The sequence below is a fragment of the Mycolicibacterium gadium genome (genome assembly GCF_010728925.1).
Classification (GTDB): domain Bacteria; phylum Actinomycetota; class Actinomycetes; order Mycobacteriales; family Mycobacteriaceae; genus Mycobacterium; species Mycobacterium gadium.
The window spans coordinates 1,288,412-1,303,467 of record NZ_AP022608.1 but is presented as its reverse complement, the minus strand read 5'-3'; the positions used below and the strand labels follow the sequence as shown (position 1 = coordinate 1,303,467).

Below are 15,056 nucleotides of genomic sequence, written 5' to 3'. Positions count from 1 at the left end.
GACGAGACGCGCACCACGGTGCTCTACTGAGCGTACGTACTAGTTAGTACATTAATCAGGACGGTGCATTGTGAGTTCCAGCCCATATCTCGTCGGCCTCGTCGGCCAGGGCGTCGGCCCGTCGCTGACACCGGCGCTGCACATGGCCGAGGCACGCGCGAACGGCCTCGACTATGTGTACCGAACCATCGACCTGACGACCGCCGGGATCGCGCCCGAACGCATCGGCGAGGTGCTGGAATGGACACGCGCGCTCGGCTACAACGCGCTCAACATCACCCATCCCTGTAAGCGGTTGGTGATCGAACACCTCGACGCACTCGACGACGGCGCCGCCGCGCTTGGAGCGGTCAACACCGTGGTGATCGAGTCTCACCGCACGGTCGGCTACAACACCGACGCTCCTGGCTTCGGCACCGGGTTCGGTGAGGGTTTGCCCGGCGCCGCCACGGACAGCGTCACCCTCGTCGGCGCGGGCGGGGCAGGTGCCGCGGTTGGACACGCGCTTCTCGATATCGGTACTGAGCATCTGGTCGTGGTCGATCTCGACGTCGAGCGAGCCACCGCCCTGGCCCGCGAGTTGGCGGGCAGGCACCCCGGTGCACGCGTGGAGGCTTCGGAGTTCGACAAGCTGTCGGTGCTGCTGCCGGTGAGCGACGGTGTCGTGCACTGCACGCCGACGGGCATGGCCGACCATCCGGGCCTCCCGTTCGATGGGGGGCTGCTGCACCCCGGGCTGTGGGTCGCCGACATCGTCTATCGGCCGCTGAACACCGCGCTGCTCACGGCCGCGCGTGAGGTCGGTTGCCGAACACTCGATGGTGGCCACATGGCCGTGCACCAGGCCACTACCGCATTCGAGCTGATCACCGGAATCACCCCGGACGTCGCTCGCATGTCGCGACATCTCCGAAGCCTTGCCGACGAATTCCCGACGGTCAGCGCCACTTCGGAAGGAAACTAGGAGGAACCCATGAGCGTCATCGACAGCAACGCACCCGATGGGGTGCCCGCAGGTGCGCCTGAACGCACGCCGAAAAAGGCCGCGCTGGCCAGTTTCATGGGCAGCGCCGTCGAGTACTACGACTTCTTCGTCTTCGGTTTCGTTGCGGCGCTGGTCTTTCCGAAGATCTTCTTTCCCGAGGGCAACGAGACGGTTGCCCTGGCCCAGTCTTTCGCCACCCTCGGGGTCGCCTACATCGCGCGGCCGGTGGGGGCGTTCGTGATCGGGCACTTCGGCGACCGCATCGGACGCCGGAACGTGTTGATGTTCACGCTGCTCCTCATGGGCGCGTCGACCTTCGCGATCGGCTGTCTGCCCACGTACGCGTCGGTCGGAGTGCTCGCACCCATACTCCTGGTGACGTGCCGCCTGCTCCAAGGCTTCTCGGCCGCGGGCGAACAGGCCGGTGCCAGTTCGCTGACGCTCGAGCACTCGCCCGATAACCAGCGGGCGTTCTTCACCTCGTGGACTCTCACGGGCACGCAGGGCGGCCTGATTCTGGCCTCACTTGTGGTGATCCCCGTCGTGGCGCTGCCCGACGATGACCTGCTCTCGTGGGGTTGGCGCGTCCCGTTCTGGCTCAGCGCCGTCGTGGTCGTGGTCGCCTACTTCATCCGTCGCCGTCTGCACGAGACGCCGGAATTCACCGAAGCCAAAACTGCCGGCACCATCGCCCGGATGCCGCTGAAGCCGCTGCTGCGGGATCACTGGCGCGATGTTCTGCGAGTGATCTTCTGCGCCTTCATCGCCGCCGTCTCGACGGTGTTCGCCAACCTCGCCATCGCCTACGGCAAGAAGATGGGCCTGAACGCGGACGAGACGCTGTGGCTGGTCGTGGTCGCGAACGTCGTGGCGCTGGGCACCCAACCGCTGTTCGGAAAGCTTGCCGACCGGATCGGACGGAAGCCGGTGTTCATCTACGGTGCGCTGTCCTCCGCGGCGCTGATGCCCCTTTATCTGCTCTCGATGACCGGTGGCAACGACGTACTGATGTTCGCGTTGGCGATCGCCACCTTCTCGTTCGGCTATGCCGCGGCCAACGCGGTCTGGCCGGCCTTCTATGGCGAGATGTTCTCGACGAAGGTCCGTTTCTCCGGACTGGCGATCGGCACTCAATTAGGTTTCCTGGTGGCGGGTTTCGCACCGGCGATCGTCACCGCACTCGGTGGGGTGAGCGAAGGCGGCTGGGTGGCGACGAGCATCTTCACCGCGGTGGTCTGCCTCATCGCCAGTGCTGCCGCGCTGACGGCGCGGGAGACCAAGGATGTGCCGACCGCCCTGCTCGGCAACAAGGTTCCCGATTCGGCGCGGCAACTCGTCGATCACTGAGGGGATAGCTGACGTGGTGCCCTGCCGGTCACAGCAAGCGGCCGATGCCGCGCGCGGCGACCTGCAGGGCACCGAGCAGTCTTTGCCGATCACGCTTGAGGTTCGGCACGACGACGCCGATCGCCGCCGCCACGGTGCCGTCCGACGCCCGGACCACGGGAACGGCCAGCGAACACGCACCGAGCGACATTTCTTCGCTCGTCGTCGCCACGCCGTCTCGGCGGACGCGCTCGAGCTGCCCCGCGAGGACGGGCTGGGCGACGATCGTAAATGGTGTGACGCGGGTAAGGCTGGCAAACACTTGATCCTGGATCTCCTTCGGCGCATGCGCGAGCAGGACCTTGCCGACCCCGGTGCAGTGCATGGGCAGCTTGCTCCCGGCGCTGCTGACGATCGGCACGGACGCGCGGCCCATCATCCGCTCGAGGTAGAGCACCTCCGTGCCTTCGCGGATCGCCAGGTGCACCGTGGCCATGGTCGCCGCGTAGACGTCGTGCAGAAAAGGCTCGGCAACCTGGCGCAACCTGCCTTCCACGGGCGCCAGCAGACCTGCACTCCACAACATCCTGCCGACCTCGAAGCGGCCGTCGGTCCGGCGCTCGAGCGCACCGCCGGCCACCAGTTCGGCGGCGAGCCGATGCGCGGTCGGCGCCGGCAGGCCCGCACGCTGAGCAAGCTCGGAGAGGGCCAGGCTGCGGTGTTCCTCGTCAAAAGCCGCGATGATCGACAGCAAACGTGCAGCGACGGTCACTCCGGGTGTCGAGGTGTTGCCTGCCATTTCCTTGATCCTTCCGCTGAGCGAAATTCTAGTCTTCACGACCTCCATGAGAGAGGGATAGTGTGCGCACCATGACAGCTACGCCCACCGTCAACTCGGACAGTGCCTCGGCGAGTCAGGCCGAGGTGAGCAGCGAGATCGCCGCGATCGAGTCGGCCTATCAGCGGTCGGGCGTCGAGGAGACGCAGCCGCGACTCGACTACGCGCCGTACCGGAGCAGCGTCCTGCGCCACCCGACCAAGGACCTGCAGCACGTCGATCCCGAAGGCGTCGAGTTGTGGACACCATGCTTCGGTGCGCGTGACGTCCATCCGATCGAATCCGATTTGACGATCCAGCACACCGGCGCGCCCATCGGCGAACGAATCGTGGTGACAGGACGGATCGTCGACGGTGACGGGCGGGCAGTGCGCGGCCAGCTGGTGGAGATCTGGCAGGCCAACGCGGGCGGGCGCTATATCCACAAGCGCGACCAGCATCCTTCGCCGATCGACCCGAACTTCACCGGCGTAGGCCGTTGCCTCACCGACGACGACGGCAACTACCGATTCACCACCATCAAACCCGGACCGTATCCGTGGAAGAACCACCACAACGCGTGGCGGCCTGCCCACATCCACTTCTCCTTGTTCGGAACCGAATTCACGCAGCGCATGATCACCCAGATGTACTTCCCCGGTGATCCGCTGTTCGCCCTCGACCCCATCTATCAGTCCATCACCGACCAGAAGGCGCGCGATCGGTTGGTCGCCACCTACGACCACGACGTGACCACCCATGAGTGGGCCACCGGCTACCGGTGGGACATCGTGCTGACCGGGTCAAGCCAAACTCCCGTCGACGAGGGAGCCGATCGCTGATGTCGACACTGCTGACCGCGACACCGGGACAGACCGTCGGCCCGTTCTACGGCTATGCACTGCCGTTCGAACGCTGCAACGAGCTCGTGCCGCCCGGCTCGCCCGGCGCCATCCAGTTCCACGGCCTGATAACCGACGGGGCCGGCAACCCGGTTCCCGATGCGCTGCTGGAGATCTGGCAGGCCGACGCCGACGGCGAGATTCCCTCCGCCACCGGCTCACTGCGCCGCGACGGCTGGACGTTCACCGGCTGGGGCCGCGCCGCCACCGACGATGCGGGCCACTACAGCTTCTCCACCGTGCTGCCCGGTGCGTCGGCTCCGGGCTCGGCTCCCTTTATTCTCGTCACCGTGTTCGCCCGCGGACTGCTGAATCGCCTGTTCACCCGCGCATACCTGCCCGGTGATCAGCTCGCGAAAGATCCACTGCTGAATTCGCTTCCCGCGCATCGCCGTCAGACCCTCATCGCGACTCGCGACGAGACGGGACTGAAATTCGACATCAAGCTCCAAGGCGATGACGGCGAGACCGTCTTCCTCAGTTATCCGGGGCATCGGCCGTGACGGACCTGTTCTGGCCCGGCGACCACCGCGCCGGAAATCTGATGAGCGATCGCGCCTTCCTGGACGCGATGGTCGCGGTCGAACAAGCGTGGTTGGATGCGCTCATCGATGCCGAAATCGCGCCGCAGTCTGCGCGGACCGATCTCCATCGGTACGTCACCGAAGGCGACCTCGAGCCAATCGCGTGCGACGCCGATGTCGACGGCAACCCGGTCGGCGCATTGGTGGCGCTGTTGCGTGCCCGTGCGGCCCAGCCAACCGCGCAGTGGCTACATCGCGGTTTGACGAGCCAGGACGTCGTCGACACCGCGCTGATGGTTTGCCTTCGAGATGTGCTCGCCCGCATCCACGAGGAACTTGCTGATCAGCTGCGAACGCTGTCGCACCTCGCCGAGAAGCACCGTGCCACACCGATGCTCGCGAGGACGCTCACACAGGCCGCGCTGCCGAGCACCGCGGGCGTCAAGATAGCTCGGTGGTTGTGCGCGGTGCTGGAAGCGGCCGAGCCGCTGGCCGAGTTGCGGGTGCCGGTTCAGGCGGGGGGAGCCGCGGGAACCCTCGCTGCCGCCGTCGAGCTGAGCGGATCGGCGGACGATGCGATCCGACTGAGTGACTCGCTGGCACGTGCGCTGGGGCTGGCTCCGGCGCCGCCGTGGCACACCTCGCGATCTGCAATCACCCGGATCGGCGACGGGCTGGTCGGCTGTTGCGACGCGTGGGGATACATCGCCAGTGACGTCGCGACCGGCAGCCGGCCCGAGATTGGTGAGCTGGCCGAGGCGAGCGGGGGCAAGTCGTCGACCATGCCCCACAAGAACAATCCGGTGCGCTCGGTGCTGATCCGCCGTACCGCGATGACGACAGGGTCGCTGGCCGCGACGCTGCACACCGCATCGGCCATGTCCGTCGACGAACGTTCCGACGGCGCATGGCATGCCGAATGGGCGACCCTGCGGACGTTGGCGCGGCGTACCGTCGTCGCCGCCGCCCACACGAGCGAACTCCTCACCGGATTGCAGATCGACGTCGACCGCGCGACTGCGAATCTGGCCGTCGCCGACGGCGTGCTAGCCGAGCAGCAGACGATGGCGGACTTGACCGGACGTGCTCCGGCAGCGGGATACCTCGGCGCGGCCGAACAGCTCGTCGACTCCGCGCTGCAACGGGCCAGTCACTACCTCAAGGACGTGCCATGAGTACCCCGCGCATCGTCGCCACCGAGTTCGGCGGGCCGGACGCCGCGCCGCTGCTTCTTCTCGGGCCATCACTGGGCACCTCTGCCACCACCTTGTGGAGCCGGGCCGCAGCCGAATTGACTGACACATGGCGCGTCGTCGGCTGGGACCTTCCTGGGCATGGCCGCGGCGAAACCTCGGACGCCTTCACGCTTGCCGAACTCGCCGCCGGCGTCCTTGCGCTTGCCGACCAGTTCACCCGCGAATCATTCCATTACGCAGGTGATTCGGTCGGAGGCTGCGTCGGGCTGCAACTGATGTTGGATGCCCCGCACCGGGTTGCATCGGCCACCCTGTTGTGTACGGGCGCGGTGATCGGCACCCCGGACGCGTGGACCGAACGCGCCGAAACCGTCCGCGCGTCCGGAACCGAAACGCTGATCGCCGCCGCGACGCAGCGGTGGTTCCCCAGCGGCTTCGCGGAGCGCGATTCCGTCACCAGCTCGGCTTTGCTCGATGCGCTTCGTAGCGCGGACTCCGGCTCCTACGCGCAGGTGTGTGAGGCATTGGGTGGATTCGACGTCACCGACCGGCTGCAGGAGATCAGCACACCGGTCCTTGCCGTCGCGGGCAGTCACGACATTGCCACGCCGCCGGATCACCTGCAGCGCATAGCCTCCGGAGTCAAGGACGGGCGCCTGGTCGTATTGGAAAACGTGGGACATCTCGCGCCCGCCGAGGCGCCGGACCGAGTCGCGCAGCTGATCACCGAACACGCACGTGCGGCGAGCGCGCCGATACCGGCCACCACCGACGAGGTGCACGCCGGTGGGCTTGCGGTTCGGCGTGAGGTCCTCGGGGACGCGCACGTCGACCGGGCCATCGCGGCAACCACCGAATTCACCGCCGACTTTCAGCGGTTCATCACCGAGTACGCCTGGGGCGCAATCTGGACGCGGCCGGGTCTGGACCGCCGCAGCCGGTCGCTGATCACACTCACAGCGTTGGTGGCGCGCGGACACCACGAGGAACTCAAGATTCATCTGCTTGCCGCCCGGCGCAACGGGCTGTCCAACGACGAGATCAAGGAACTGCTGATGCAGACCGCGATTTACTGCGGTGTGCCGGATGCCAACACCGCCTTCCGTATTGCGGCCGACGTACTACCGGGCTTCGACAGTGAGGGGGAGAGGTCATGAGCCGCACCGAGATCTGTGAGGCCGCGCAGCACGCCGTCGCCGGCATCAATGACGGATCAAAAGTTCTCGTCGGCGGCTTCGGCATGGCGGGTATGCCGACCGCACTGATCGACGCACTGATCGACCAGGGCGCGACCGATCTCACCATCGTCAGCAACAACGCGGGCAATGGCGACACCGGCCTGGCCGCGCTGCTCGCCGCCGGTCGCGTCACCAAGGTCATCTGCTCGTTTCCCCGGCAGACGGATTCGTATGTCTTCGACGAGCTGTACCGGGCCGGCAAGGTGGCGCTCGAGGTGGTTCCGCAGGGAAACCTGGCAGAGCGGATCAGGGCGGCGGGCGCGGGGATCGGTGCGTTCTTCTGCCCGACCGGTGTCGGCACCCCCCTTGCTGAAGGGAAGGAGACCCGAACCATCGACGGTCGAGACTATGTGCTGGAGTACCCGATTCGGGGCGACGTCGCGCTCATCGGCGCCCATATCGGCGATCGGGCGGGGAATTTGTTGTACCGCAAGACTGCTCGCAATTTCGGTCCGGTGATGGCCACCGCGGCATCGCTCACCATCGCCGAGGTGGAACGGGTGGTCGACGCGGGATCCATCGATCCTGAAATCGTCGTCACACCCGGGATCTTCGTAGACCGCATCCTCGACCTTTCGGCCGACCGACGTACGAGGGAGGCGGCGTCGTGACCCTCCACGTCCCAAGTGGCACCACCACCGTCGAGCATCTGGATCGCGGCCCGCTCGACCGCCGCGAACTGGCGGCGGTCATCGCCCGTGATATTCCGCCCGGTTCATACGTCAACCTCGGGATCGGACAACCGACGACGGTCGCCGAGTACTTGACCCCGGAGGCAGGTGTGGTGTTGCACACCGAGAACGGCATGCTCGGCATGGGCGGGGAAGCGATCGGTGACGAGATCGACGCGGATCTGACGAACGCGGGCAAGGTACCCGTCACCGAAACCCCTGGCGCATCGTACTTTCACCACGCGGACTCGTTTGCGATGATGCGCGGCGGCCATCTCGACGTATGCGTCCTCGGTGCATTCCAGGTCAGCCAGCACGGTGATCTGGCGAACTGGCACACCGGTGCGGCCGACGCCATTCCGGCGGTCGGGGGCGCCATGGATTTGGCCATCGGTGCGAAAAGCGTGTTCGTCATGATGGATCTGTTCGCCAAGGACGGCGACGCGAAGCTGGTGCCGCAGTGCACGTATCCGCTCACCGGCACCAGATGTGTGAGCCGCGTCTACACCGATCACGCGGTCTTCGCGATCGACTCCGGCGATGACGGCGGCATACGCGTGCTGGAGACATTCGGATCCACCGTCGAAGCGCTGGCCGACCGAATGTCGTTGCCGCTCAACTAAGATCGCGGCGCTGCTTTACCCCGAGCTCGACGGATGGAGGCGCGCTCGTCGGTGCTGGCCACTGAGTAGCAGATCGCTGTCGACACGATCGTCGGCACTACCAACGTAAGTACCAACACGAACGTGACCAGACCGGCGTTCGGTTCTGTCAACCAGCCCTTGGGGAGTCTGGCGAGGGTGACCGCCAGCCAGGACGCCCCGATCGCCAGGACCACCGTGGTGATGGTGGCGATCTTGAGCGAACGAAGCGCCAGCCGGGTCGGCGCGGCACTGTCGGCCAACGACCTGCGCAAAGTCTTGGTCCGCACGTACACGAGCGCGAAATTCGCGAGGATCACGAGCGCGGCTGCGGTGACGATAAGGCCTGTCACAAAGATCTCGGGCCTGCGGCCGTACATGAAATGCAAGTAATCGACGGCGGTTTCGGACAGGATCAGCGTCGTCGTCATGGTCGCGGCGAACGTCAGCCAGCCACCCAGGTCAGCGAGAAAGCAGTACGCGCCGACATCGTCGGGGTCATGCTCGGACACCCTGTTGACGGCGTGGCTGGCAAGCATCCAACCCAAGCCACCGAAAAACGCTGTCGCGCCCGCCGCCAGCATCCCCGTCGACACCGCACCCTGCGTCCACGCGATCGCGCAGATGCCACGCGCATCGCCCTCGGCAGGCGTCTGGTTACCGGAGATCAAGCTGAACAGGAAACTGGACAGCATCAGAACCAGCACCGCGGAGGAGAACAGTGCGAGCGTGTGAATGCTCTCGCGGCTCTTCTTGTCCATCAGCAGAGCGATCGCGGTGATCAGGAAGCCGCCGAGCACGCCGGCGAACTGGGAGTGCGAGGCGGCAGCCGACAGCACGCTCCACTGATCGGACGTGCAGAATTCGTCCGGATTCATGATCGACTTGAGGAGCTCAGGTCGTCAGAGGACGCCGGGACTACTTGTCGCGACGGGTCTCGACCGTCTCGTACTCCTCGGTGCGCTCGCCCTCGGGCTGGTTGACGGCGGCGAACACGTCGGTGTCAGCGCGCTCGTCGTCCCCGGAACGGTGCCGGGTGACCGGGGGTGCGTTGCGGTCGACGAGCCAGCGGCCGAACGTCACGCCAAGGAGGGCCATCAGGAACACCAGCAATGCGGTGAACGCCGCGAAGGTGGTGAGCTCGTTGATCAGCCCCTCGACGTAGAGGGACTTGTAGAAGAGGTGGATGAACCATGCGACGGCGCCGCTGACGATGCCCGCGAACAGGCCGGCCAGCAGCCACGTCATGGACAGGTCGCCGCGGCGGTCCGGATCGGGATTGGAGCGGGCGTCAGCGCGGCCGTCGGCCAGGCCCCACACGAACACGGCGACGGCGAAGAGAACCACCAGAATGAGACTGATCAGCCCGGCCCTGGTCTCCCACGCGTTGATCATCGCTCCCTGTAGCAATCGAACGATCACCATCAGGGCCGCGAACACCAGTCCGCGCAGCAACCACTTACTCATGAGGCCACACCTTAGCGAGTAGGTTCAACAACCGTGACTATTTCACAGCGCCGGGACCGGCTGCGTCAGCGACTGGTCGCCGAAGATCTGGACGCCATGCTGGTATCGGACCTGGTCAACGTCCGATATCTGTCCGGCTTCACCGGGTCCAACGCGGCACTGCTGATACGCGCGGAGGACCCGACACCGGTGCTGGCCACCGACGGGCGCTACCGCACCCAGGCCGCGCAGCAGGCGCCCGACGCCGAACTCGTCATCGAACGGGCGTGCGGGCCGCATCTGGTTGCGCGCGCGTCGGCCGACGGAATGTCCCGCGTCGGCTTCGAAAGTCATGTGGTGACCGTCGATATGTTCAGTGTGCTCGCCAAGGCGGCGGGAGACAGGACCGAACTGGTCCGGGCTTCGGGAACGGTGGAGGCGTTGCGCGAGGTCAAGGACGCCGGCGAGGTCGCCTTGTTGCGGTTGGCGTGTGAGGCCGCCGATGCGGCGCTGCACGATCTCATCGAGCGGGGTGGGTTGCGGCCGGGCCGTACCGAAAAAGAGGTGGGCCGCGAACTCGAGGCGCTGATGCTGGATCACGGCGCCGACGGCAGGTCGTTCGAAACCATCGTGGCCGCCGGTCCCAACTCCGCGATTCCGCACCATCGGCCGACCGACTCGGTGCTGGCCGCGGGGGACTTGGTCAAGATCGACTTCGGGGCGCTGGTGTGCGGCTACCACTCCGATATGACGCGGACGTTCGTGTTGTCGCAGGCCGCCCAGTGGCAGCTCGACCTCTACGAACTGGTGGCGGCCGCGCAGCGGGCCGGCCGCGAGGCGCTGGCGCCGGGGGTCGCGCTCTCCGACGTCGACGCGGCGTCGCGACAGATTATCGCCGACGCAGGATATGGCGAGAACTTCGGTCACGGATTGGGGCACGGGGTCGGTTTGCAGATTCACGAAGCGCCGGGAATCAGCGCGTCATCCGCCGGTACACTGCTTGCTGGCTCCGCGGTGACCGTGGAACCCGGTGTCTATCTGCCAGACCGCGGCGGTGTCCGAATCGAGGACACGCTTGTCGTCGGCAGTGATTCACACCCGAACCCTGACTTACTCACCCGGTTCCCCAAGGAACTGGCGATCCTCTGAACAGGAGAACAATCCACCGTGGCATCGACCGCCGACTTCAAGAACGGGCTCGTCCTTCAGATTGACGGCCAACTGTGGCAGATCATCGAATTCCAGCACGTCAAGCCGGGCAAGGGCCCCGCGTTCGTGCGTACCAAGCTCAAGAACGTGCTGTCGGGCAAAGTCGTCGACAAGACCTACAACGCCGGTGTGAAGGTCGAGACCGCCACCGTCGACCGCCGCGACGCCACCTATCTGTACCGCGATGGCTCGGACTTCGTGTTCATGGACTCCCAGGACTACGAGCAGCACCCGCTGCCGGAGTCGCTCGTCGGCGATGCCGCCAAGTTCCTGCTGGAGAGCCTTCCGGTGCAGATCGCCTTCCACGACGGCGCGCCGCTGTATCTCGAACTGCCGGTCACCGTCGAACTCGAGGTCACCCACACCGAGCCGGGCCTGCAGGGCGACCGGTCCAGCGCAGGCACCAAACCCGCCACCGTCGAAACCGGTGCGGAGATCCAGGTGCCGTTGTTCATCAACACCGGCGACAAGCTGAAGGTGGATTCGCGTGACGGCAGCTACCTGGGAAGGGTGAATGCCTGAGCGCCGCGGAGACCGTGGCCGCCATCAGGCCAGAAAGCGCGCCGTCGACCTGCTCTTCGAAGCCGAGGCACGCGGGATCACGCCCGCGGAGGTAGCCGAGTCGCGTAGTGCCCTGTCTCAGACGCAATCCGACGTTTCACCGTTGAATCCGTACACGGCGACGGTGGCGCGTGGGGTGACCGATCACGCCGCGCACATCGACGATCTGATCGCCGCGCATCTGCAGGGCTGGACGCTGGACCGGCTGCCTGCCGTCGACCGGGCGATCCTGCGGGTGGCGGTGTGGGAACTGCTGCACGCCGACGACGTTCCCGAACCGGTTGCCGTCGACGAAGCCGTCGAACTGGCCAAGCAGTTGTCCACCGACGACTCACCGGGTTTCGTCAACGGTGTGCTGGGTCAGGTGATGTTGGTGACACCTCAGATCCGGGCGGCCGCAGAAGCTGTTCGGGGGACGGGCGATTCGGGCGTAGGGACATAAATGGGAGCACCGCAGGACTGGGCGCCGTACTCGAGTATGGACGAGGCGGCCAAGGTATACCTGCGTGATCCCGAACTGGCGCTGGACCAATTGCGTTCCGTCATCGACCTTCCCGCGATCAAGTCGTTCATCATGTCGCGCGGATTCAACGACGGGTCGTGGGGTGACACCGACGAAAACCCCCTGTGGCAGGAGGTGGTGCTCACCGACGGGCACCGGCTGATCATCTGGCGTGCGGACGACGAGTCGTCGATCGTCGACGATCGCGAGCGCCGGGTGCTCAACGCGTCCGTGCGCACGATCCTGCTGTCGACCATCACCGACCATGTGCTCACCACCGAGTACGAGGCGCTTGACGACGGCACCCGCAGACTCTCGGAGGTCCGACTGCGGATGTACACACAATTGGTCACTCGGTCGCGGCAGAAGTCGGTGACCGAGACCGACATCTACTGCGAGTCGTTCCGCTATTACAAGTCGGTCGACAACGGCGGTCTGGCCCAGATGCAGCGTCTGCTCCAGTTCGGCCGTGTGCTCTCGCGCTGTATCGAGTAGTACCTCTACTCGTCGGGCGATGCGGTGGCGTAGTCCGGAAGGTCGATGGAATCGGCGATCCGGAACCACAGCCTGGCGGCGATGGGGCGAAATGGCCAGCGCTGCATCCACTTCATCGCCGTCGCGTTGTCCGCGATCTCTTTCTCCGTCATAGGTGCGAACCGGTCGATGTTGTTGGGTAGGTCCTGGCAGGTGTCGACGTAGGGCCGCATCACCGACCCGTAGCGCTTCAGCGCGGACTGAAGGTGTTCGGCATCAAGCGAATCCGCCGGTCCAAGTTCGCCGGCGAGAACGTAGGCGCCGACCAGCGCCAGGCTGGTGCCCATGCCGCTGAGCGGTGAGGCGCAGTAACCTGCGTCGCCGACCAGTGTGACCCGCCCCGAAGACCACGATGGCATGTGGACCTGCGCGAGCGAGTCGAAGTAGAAGTCGTCGGCTTCCTGCGCTGCGGCCAGCAGCGCATCGCATTCCCAGCCCGCGCCGGCGAACCGCTCGACCAGGATATGTCGCTGTTCGTCGAGGTTGTGCCGGTCGTAGACGATCGGCTTCGACTGAAAGGCCAACCCCGCCTTCGCGATCGACGGATCGTGTGAAGGCCGCATCGAGGCGTTCAGACCGCCCGGCGCTTGGTACATCAGATACCAACTGTCCAGGCCGGCGCGGTCCGGAGCCGAGAACCAAGCGTTGTAGCCGCCGATCGGCTTGACGAACTGTTCCTCGGGTCCGAACACCAGGCGCCGCACCGCGGAATGCGGTCCGTCGGCACCGACTACGAGGTCCACCCTCGATGTGCTGCCGTCTGACAACGTCACGTCGACCCCGGTCGAATCCTGCGCGAGATCGGAGATCCGGGTGTTGAAGCGGTACTCCGCCGTGTCCTTCGTGGCTTGGTACAGCACATCCACCAGATCGCCGCGCAGGATCTCCAGCTTGGAGACCGGGCCGTTGCCGTCGAATGCCGTCACGGGCATCTCCGCGCGTCGGCTGCCATCGGACTTCACCCATGCGATGCCGCGCTGGAACAGCGAGCGCCGCTCCATCTCGTCCATCAGCCCCATCCGTTCGACGACGTCACCACCGGCGCCCCGGAGGTCCACCGTCTGCCCGCCGGGCCGGATCCCGGGCCCGGTCTCCACGACGACGCCCCGATATCCGTTGCGGGTCAGCCAGAATGCCAGTGCGGGCCCCGCGATTCCGGCGCCGCTGATCACCACCGTGGGCTGGGTCATGCCATTACCGTAGCGTCAGAGATCGAGCGCTTGATACGTCCGACGGACGAACTTGGGCTGTGCGCTTTGCAGCTTCGCCAACGAGGTGTTGCCCGCGACGGCCGCTGCCATGTCGGCGTTGATTTCCGGGAGATTCTGGATCAAGTAGATGAGCACCAGATCGGCGCTCGGGTCGGCTTGCCACCACGTGCCGTACGCGCCGGGCCAACTGAACGTGCCGAGGCCGCCGGGGCCGAAGAGTTGCCGTGATTTGGCGGGGTCGGTCACGACCGAGAGGTTGAGCCCGAAGCCGCGGCCGACCCAAAACGGCGACCCCAGAAACGGTTGCCGCTTCTGTTCGTCGGTCAACCGGTCGGTGCGCATCAATTCGACCGATTTCTCCGACAGCACCCGAACACCGTCCAATGTGCCGCCGCCGAGCAGCATCCGGGCAAACCGAAGGTAGTCGTCGGCGGTGGACCACAGGCCGGCACCGCCGGTGCAGAACGGCGGATCGACGATCGGCGCCGGCCCCATCACGTCGTGCTGAAGCGCCATGTCTGCGTCGAGCTTGTACATCGTCGCGGCGCGTGGGCGTCCCGCGGTGCCCACCGAGAAGCCGGTGTCGACCATCCCGAGCGGTTGAAAGATGCGCTCCGACACGACGTCAGAGAGTGGCTTGCCCTCGATCCGCGACAGCGCAATACCCAGGACGTCGGTGGCGTGACTGTAGGTGAGGCGATCGCCGGGCTGGTGCACCAGGGGCAGCGTCGCCAGCTCGGCCAGCCAGCGGTCCTGATCCTGGCGGAAGGACATCCGCCCGTATGCCTTGCTCAGCGGGCCGAGCACGGAGAACGTGTAGGCGAGCCCGCTGCGGTGGGTCATCAGATCGTCGATTGTGATCTGCCGACGGGCGGGAGTGGTCTTGTCGAGCGGGCCGCGCGGATCGACGAGCACCTGCATATCGGCCAGCTCGGGCAGCCAGGTCGAGACCGGGTCGGACAACGACAGCTTGCCCTCTTCGGCCAGGCTCATCGCGGCGGCGACGGTCACGGGTTTGGTCATCGACGCGATACGGAAGATCGTGTCCCGTTCCATCGGCTGGCCCGCGTCGACGTCGCGGTAGCCGAGCTCGTTGACTTGCAGCACTTCGCCCGCGCGGCACACCAGCGTCACGGCCCCGGCGAGCAATCCGGCGTCGATGGCCTCTTGAATAGATGTCTGGTTACCGTCGAGCTTCATCGACGTCAGCGTACTGAAGCCCCGTTGACCGATGGTGTCGTGTGCGGCGGGCCGAAATGCAGATGCTAAGCTCCCCGCAGTTTCGACATCCTT

17 protein-coding genes are annotated in these 15,056 nt (G+C 65.9%); 12 read left to right on the top strand and 5 right to left on the bottom strand.

Features of this window, described 5'->3' with window-relative positions; genetic code table 11:
- Positions 1–70: 70 nt before the first annotated feature.
- Both G6N36_RS06335 and G6N36_RS06330 read left to right on the top strand, forming a co-directional pair.
- On the top strand, positions 71–964 hold the full coding sequence (locus G6N36_RS06335; protein WP_163685720.1) for a shikimate dehydrogenase: 894 nt from the start codon (positions 71–73) through the stop codon (positions 962–964).
- A 9-nt stretch (positions 965–973) separates the two neighbouring features.
- Positions 974–2,332 carry an MFS transporter gene (locus G6N36_RS06330; RefSeq protein WP_163685719.1) on the top strand — a complete coding sequence of 453 codons (1,359 nt, stop codon included), beginning with the start codon at positions 974–976 and terminating at the stop codon, positions 2,330–2,332.
- A 28-nt stretch (positions 2,333–2,360) separates the two neighbouring features.
- Here G6N36_RS06330 and G6N36_RS06325 read toward each other — a convergent pair whose 3' ends face one another.
- Positions 2,361–3,110, bottom strand: coding sequence for an IclR family transcriptional regulator (locus G6N36_RS06325; RefSeq protein WP_163690484.1), 750 nt, complete (start codon positions 3,108–3,110; stop codon positions 2,361–2,363).
- A 71-nt stretch (positions 3,111–3,181) separates the two neighbouring features.
- Here G6N36_RS06325 and pcaH point away from each other — a divergent pair, with 71 nt between their 5' ends.
- Genes pcaH through G6N36_RS06295 form a run of 6 tightly spaced genes read left to right on the top strand, consistent with a single transcriptional unit; the run spans position 3,182 to position 8,282 of the window.
- On the top strand, positions 3,182–3,970 hold the full coding sequence (pcaH, locus tag G6N36_RS06320) for a protocatechuate 3,4-dioxygenase subunit beta (protein WP_163685718.1): 789 nt from the start codon (positions 3,182–3,184) through the stop codon (positions 3,968–3,970).
- Positions 3,970–4,533 carry a protocatechuate 3,4-dioxygenase subunit alpha gene (pcaG, locus tag G6N36_RS06315; RefSeq protein ID WP_163685717.1) on the top strand — a complete coding sequence of 188 codons (564 nt, stop codon included), beginning with the start codon at positions 3,970–3,972 and terminating at the stop codon, positions 4,531–4,533. Before pcaH ends, pcaG begins: the two co-directional genes overlap by 1 nt.
- Positions 4,530–5,729 carry a lyase family protein gene (locus G6N36_RS06310; protein ID WP_163685716.1) on the top strand — a complete coding sequence of 400 codons (1,200 nt, stop codon included), beginning with the start codon at positions 4,530–4,532 and terminating at the stop codon, positions 5,727–5,729. Before pcaG ends, G6N36_RS06310 begins: the two co-directional genes overlap by 4 nt.
- On the top strand, positions 5,726–6,907 hold the full coding sequence (pcaDC, locus tag G6N36_RS06305) for a bifunctional 3-oxoadipate enol-lactonase/4-carboxymuconolactone decarboxylase PcaDC (RefSeq protein ID WP_163685715.1): 1,182 nt from the start codon (positions 5,726–5,728) through the stop codon (positions 6,905–6,907). Before G6N36_RS06310 ends, pcaDC begins: the two co-directional genes overlap by 4 nt.
- A complete protein-coding gene (locus G6N36_RS06300) occupies positions 6,904–7,599 on the top strand; it encodes a 3-oxoacid CoA-transferase subunit A (protein WP_163685714.1) in 696 nt (231 codons plus the stop codon). The genes pcaDC and G6N36_RS06300 overlap by 4 nt, the downstream gene beginning before the upstream one ends.
- Entirely contained in the window at positions 7,596–8,282 is a 687-nt protein-coding gene (locus G6N36_RS06295) for a 3-oxoacid CoA-transferase subunit B (protein ID WP_163685713.1), read from the top strand. Before G6N36_RS06300 ends, G6N36_RS06295 begins: the two co-directional genes overlap by 4 nt.
- Here G6N36_RS06295 and G6N36_RS06290 read toward each other — a convergent pair.
- The gene (locus tag G6N36_RS06290; RefSeq protein ID WP_163685712.1) at positions 8,279–9,178 is read right to left on the bottom strand and encodes a hypothetical protein; all 900 of its coding nucleotides are present in this window, start codon (positions 9,176–9,178) and stop codon (positions 8,279–8,281) included. The two genes, G6N36_RS06295 and G6N36_RS06290, sit on opposite strands and share 4 nt — an antisense overlap.
- Positions 9,179–9,218: 40 nt before the next feature.
- The gene (locus G6N36_RS06285; RefSeq protein WP_163685711.1) at positions 9,219–9,767 is read right to left on the bottom strand and encodes a B-4DMT family transporter; all 549 of its coding nucleotides are present in this window, start codon (positions 9,765–9,767) and stop codon (positions 9,219–9,221) included.
- A 33-nt stretch (positions 9,768–9,800) separates the two neighbouring features.
- On the opposite strand from G6N36_RS06285, the gene G6N36_RS06280 reads away from it, so the two are divergent.
- The 4 genes from G6N36_RS06280 to G6N36_RS06265 are packed head-to-tail and all read left to right on the top strand — an operon-like array spanning position 9,801 to position 12,513.
- A complete protein-coding gene (locus G6N36_RS06280; protein ID WP_163685710.1) occupies positions 9,801–10,895 on the top strand; it encodes a M24 family metallopeptidase in 1,095 nt (364 codons plus the stop codon).
- A gap of 18 nt (positions 10,896–10,913) precedes the next feature.
- The gene (efp, locus tag G6N36_RS06275; RefSeq protein ID WP_083123477.1) at positions 10,914–11,477 is read left to right on the top strand and encodes an elongation factor P; all 564 of its coding nucleotides are present in this window, start codon (positions 10,914–10,916) and stop codon (positions 11,475–11,477) included.
- Complete coding sequence (gene nusB / locus G6N36_RS06270) at positions 11,470–11,958, top strand: transcription antitermination factor NusB (protein WP_163685709.1); 489 nt, start codon at positions 11,470–11,472, stop codon at positions 11,956–11,958. The genes efp and nusB overlap by 8 nt, the downstream gene beginning before the upstream one ends.
- On the top strand, positions 11,959–12,513 hold the full coding sequence (locus tag G6N36_RS06265) for a hypothetical protein (RefSeq protein WP_163685708.1): 555 nt from the start codon (positions 11,959–11,961) through the stop codon (positions 12,511–12,513). It abuts the gene before it with no gap.
- Between the two features lie 5 nt (positions 12,514–12,518).
- On the opposite strand, the gene G6N36_RS06260 is transcribed toward G6N36_RS06265, so the two are convergent.
- Entirely contained in the window at positions 12,519–13,742 is a 1,224-nt protein-coding gene (locus G6N36_RS06260; protein ID WP_163685707.1) for an FAD-dependent monooxygenase, read from the bottom strand.
- A 15-nt stretch (positions 13,743–13,757) separates the two neighbouring features.
- A complete protein-coding gene (locus G6N36_RS06255; RefSeq protein WP_163685706.1) occupies positions 13,758–14,963 on the bottom strand; it encodes a serine hydrolase domain-containing protein in 1,206 nt (401 codons plus the stop codon).
- Positions 14,964–15,056: the final 93 nt, after the last annotated feature.

Coding starts and splice junctions, on each gene's coding strand:
- G6N36_RS06330 (WP_163685719.1), top strand. CDS start 974: ATGAGCGTCATCGACAGCAACGCACCCGATGGGGTGCCCGCAGGTGCG.
- G6N36_RS06325 (WP_163690484.1), bottom strand. CDS start 3,110: ATGGCAGGCAACACCTCGACACCCGGAGTGACCGTCGCTGCACGTTTG.
- pcaH (WP_163685718.1), top strand. CDS start 3,182: ATGACAGCTACGCCCACCGTCAACTCGGACAGTGCCTCGGCGAGTCAG.
- pcaG (WP_163685717.1), top strand. CDS start 3,970: ATGTCGACACTGCTGACCGCGACACCGGGACAGACCGTCGGCCCGTTC.
- pcaDC (WP_163685715.1), top strand. CDS start 5,726: ATGAGTACCCCGCGCATCGTCGCCACCGAGTTCGGCGGGCCGGACGCC.
- G6N36_RS06300 (WP_163685714.1), top strand. CDS start 6,904: ATGAGCCGCACCGAGATCTGTGAGGCCGCGCAGCACGCCGTCGCCGGC.
- G6N36_RS06290 (WP_163685712.1), bottom strand. CDS start 9,178: ATGAATCCGGACGAATTCTGCACGTCCGATCAGTGGAGCGTGCTGTCG.
- G6N36_RS06285 (WP_163685711.1), bottom strand. CDS start 9,767: ATGAGTAAGTGGTTGCTGCGCGGACTGGTGTTCGCGGCCCTGATGGTG.
- nusB (WP_163685709.1), top strand. CDS start 11,470: ATGCCTGAGCGCCGCGGAGACCGTGGCCGCCATCAGGCCAGAAAGCGC.
- G6N36_RS06265 (WP_163685708.1), top strand. CDS start 11,959: ATGGGAGCACCGCAGGACTGGGCGCCGTACTCGAGTATGGACGAGGCG.
- G6N36_RS06260 (WP_163685707.1), bottom strand. CDS start 13,742: ATGACCCAGCCCACGGTGGTGATCAGCGGCGCCGGAATCGCGGGGCCC.
- G6N36_RS06255 (WP_163685706.1), bottom strand. CDS start 14,963: ATGAAGCTCGACGGTAACCAGACATCTATTCAAGAGGCCATCGACGCC.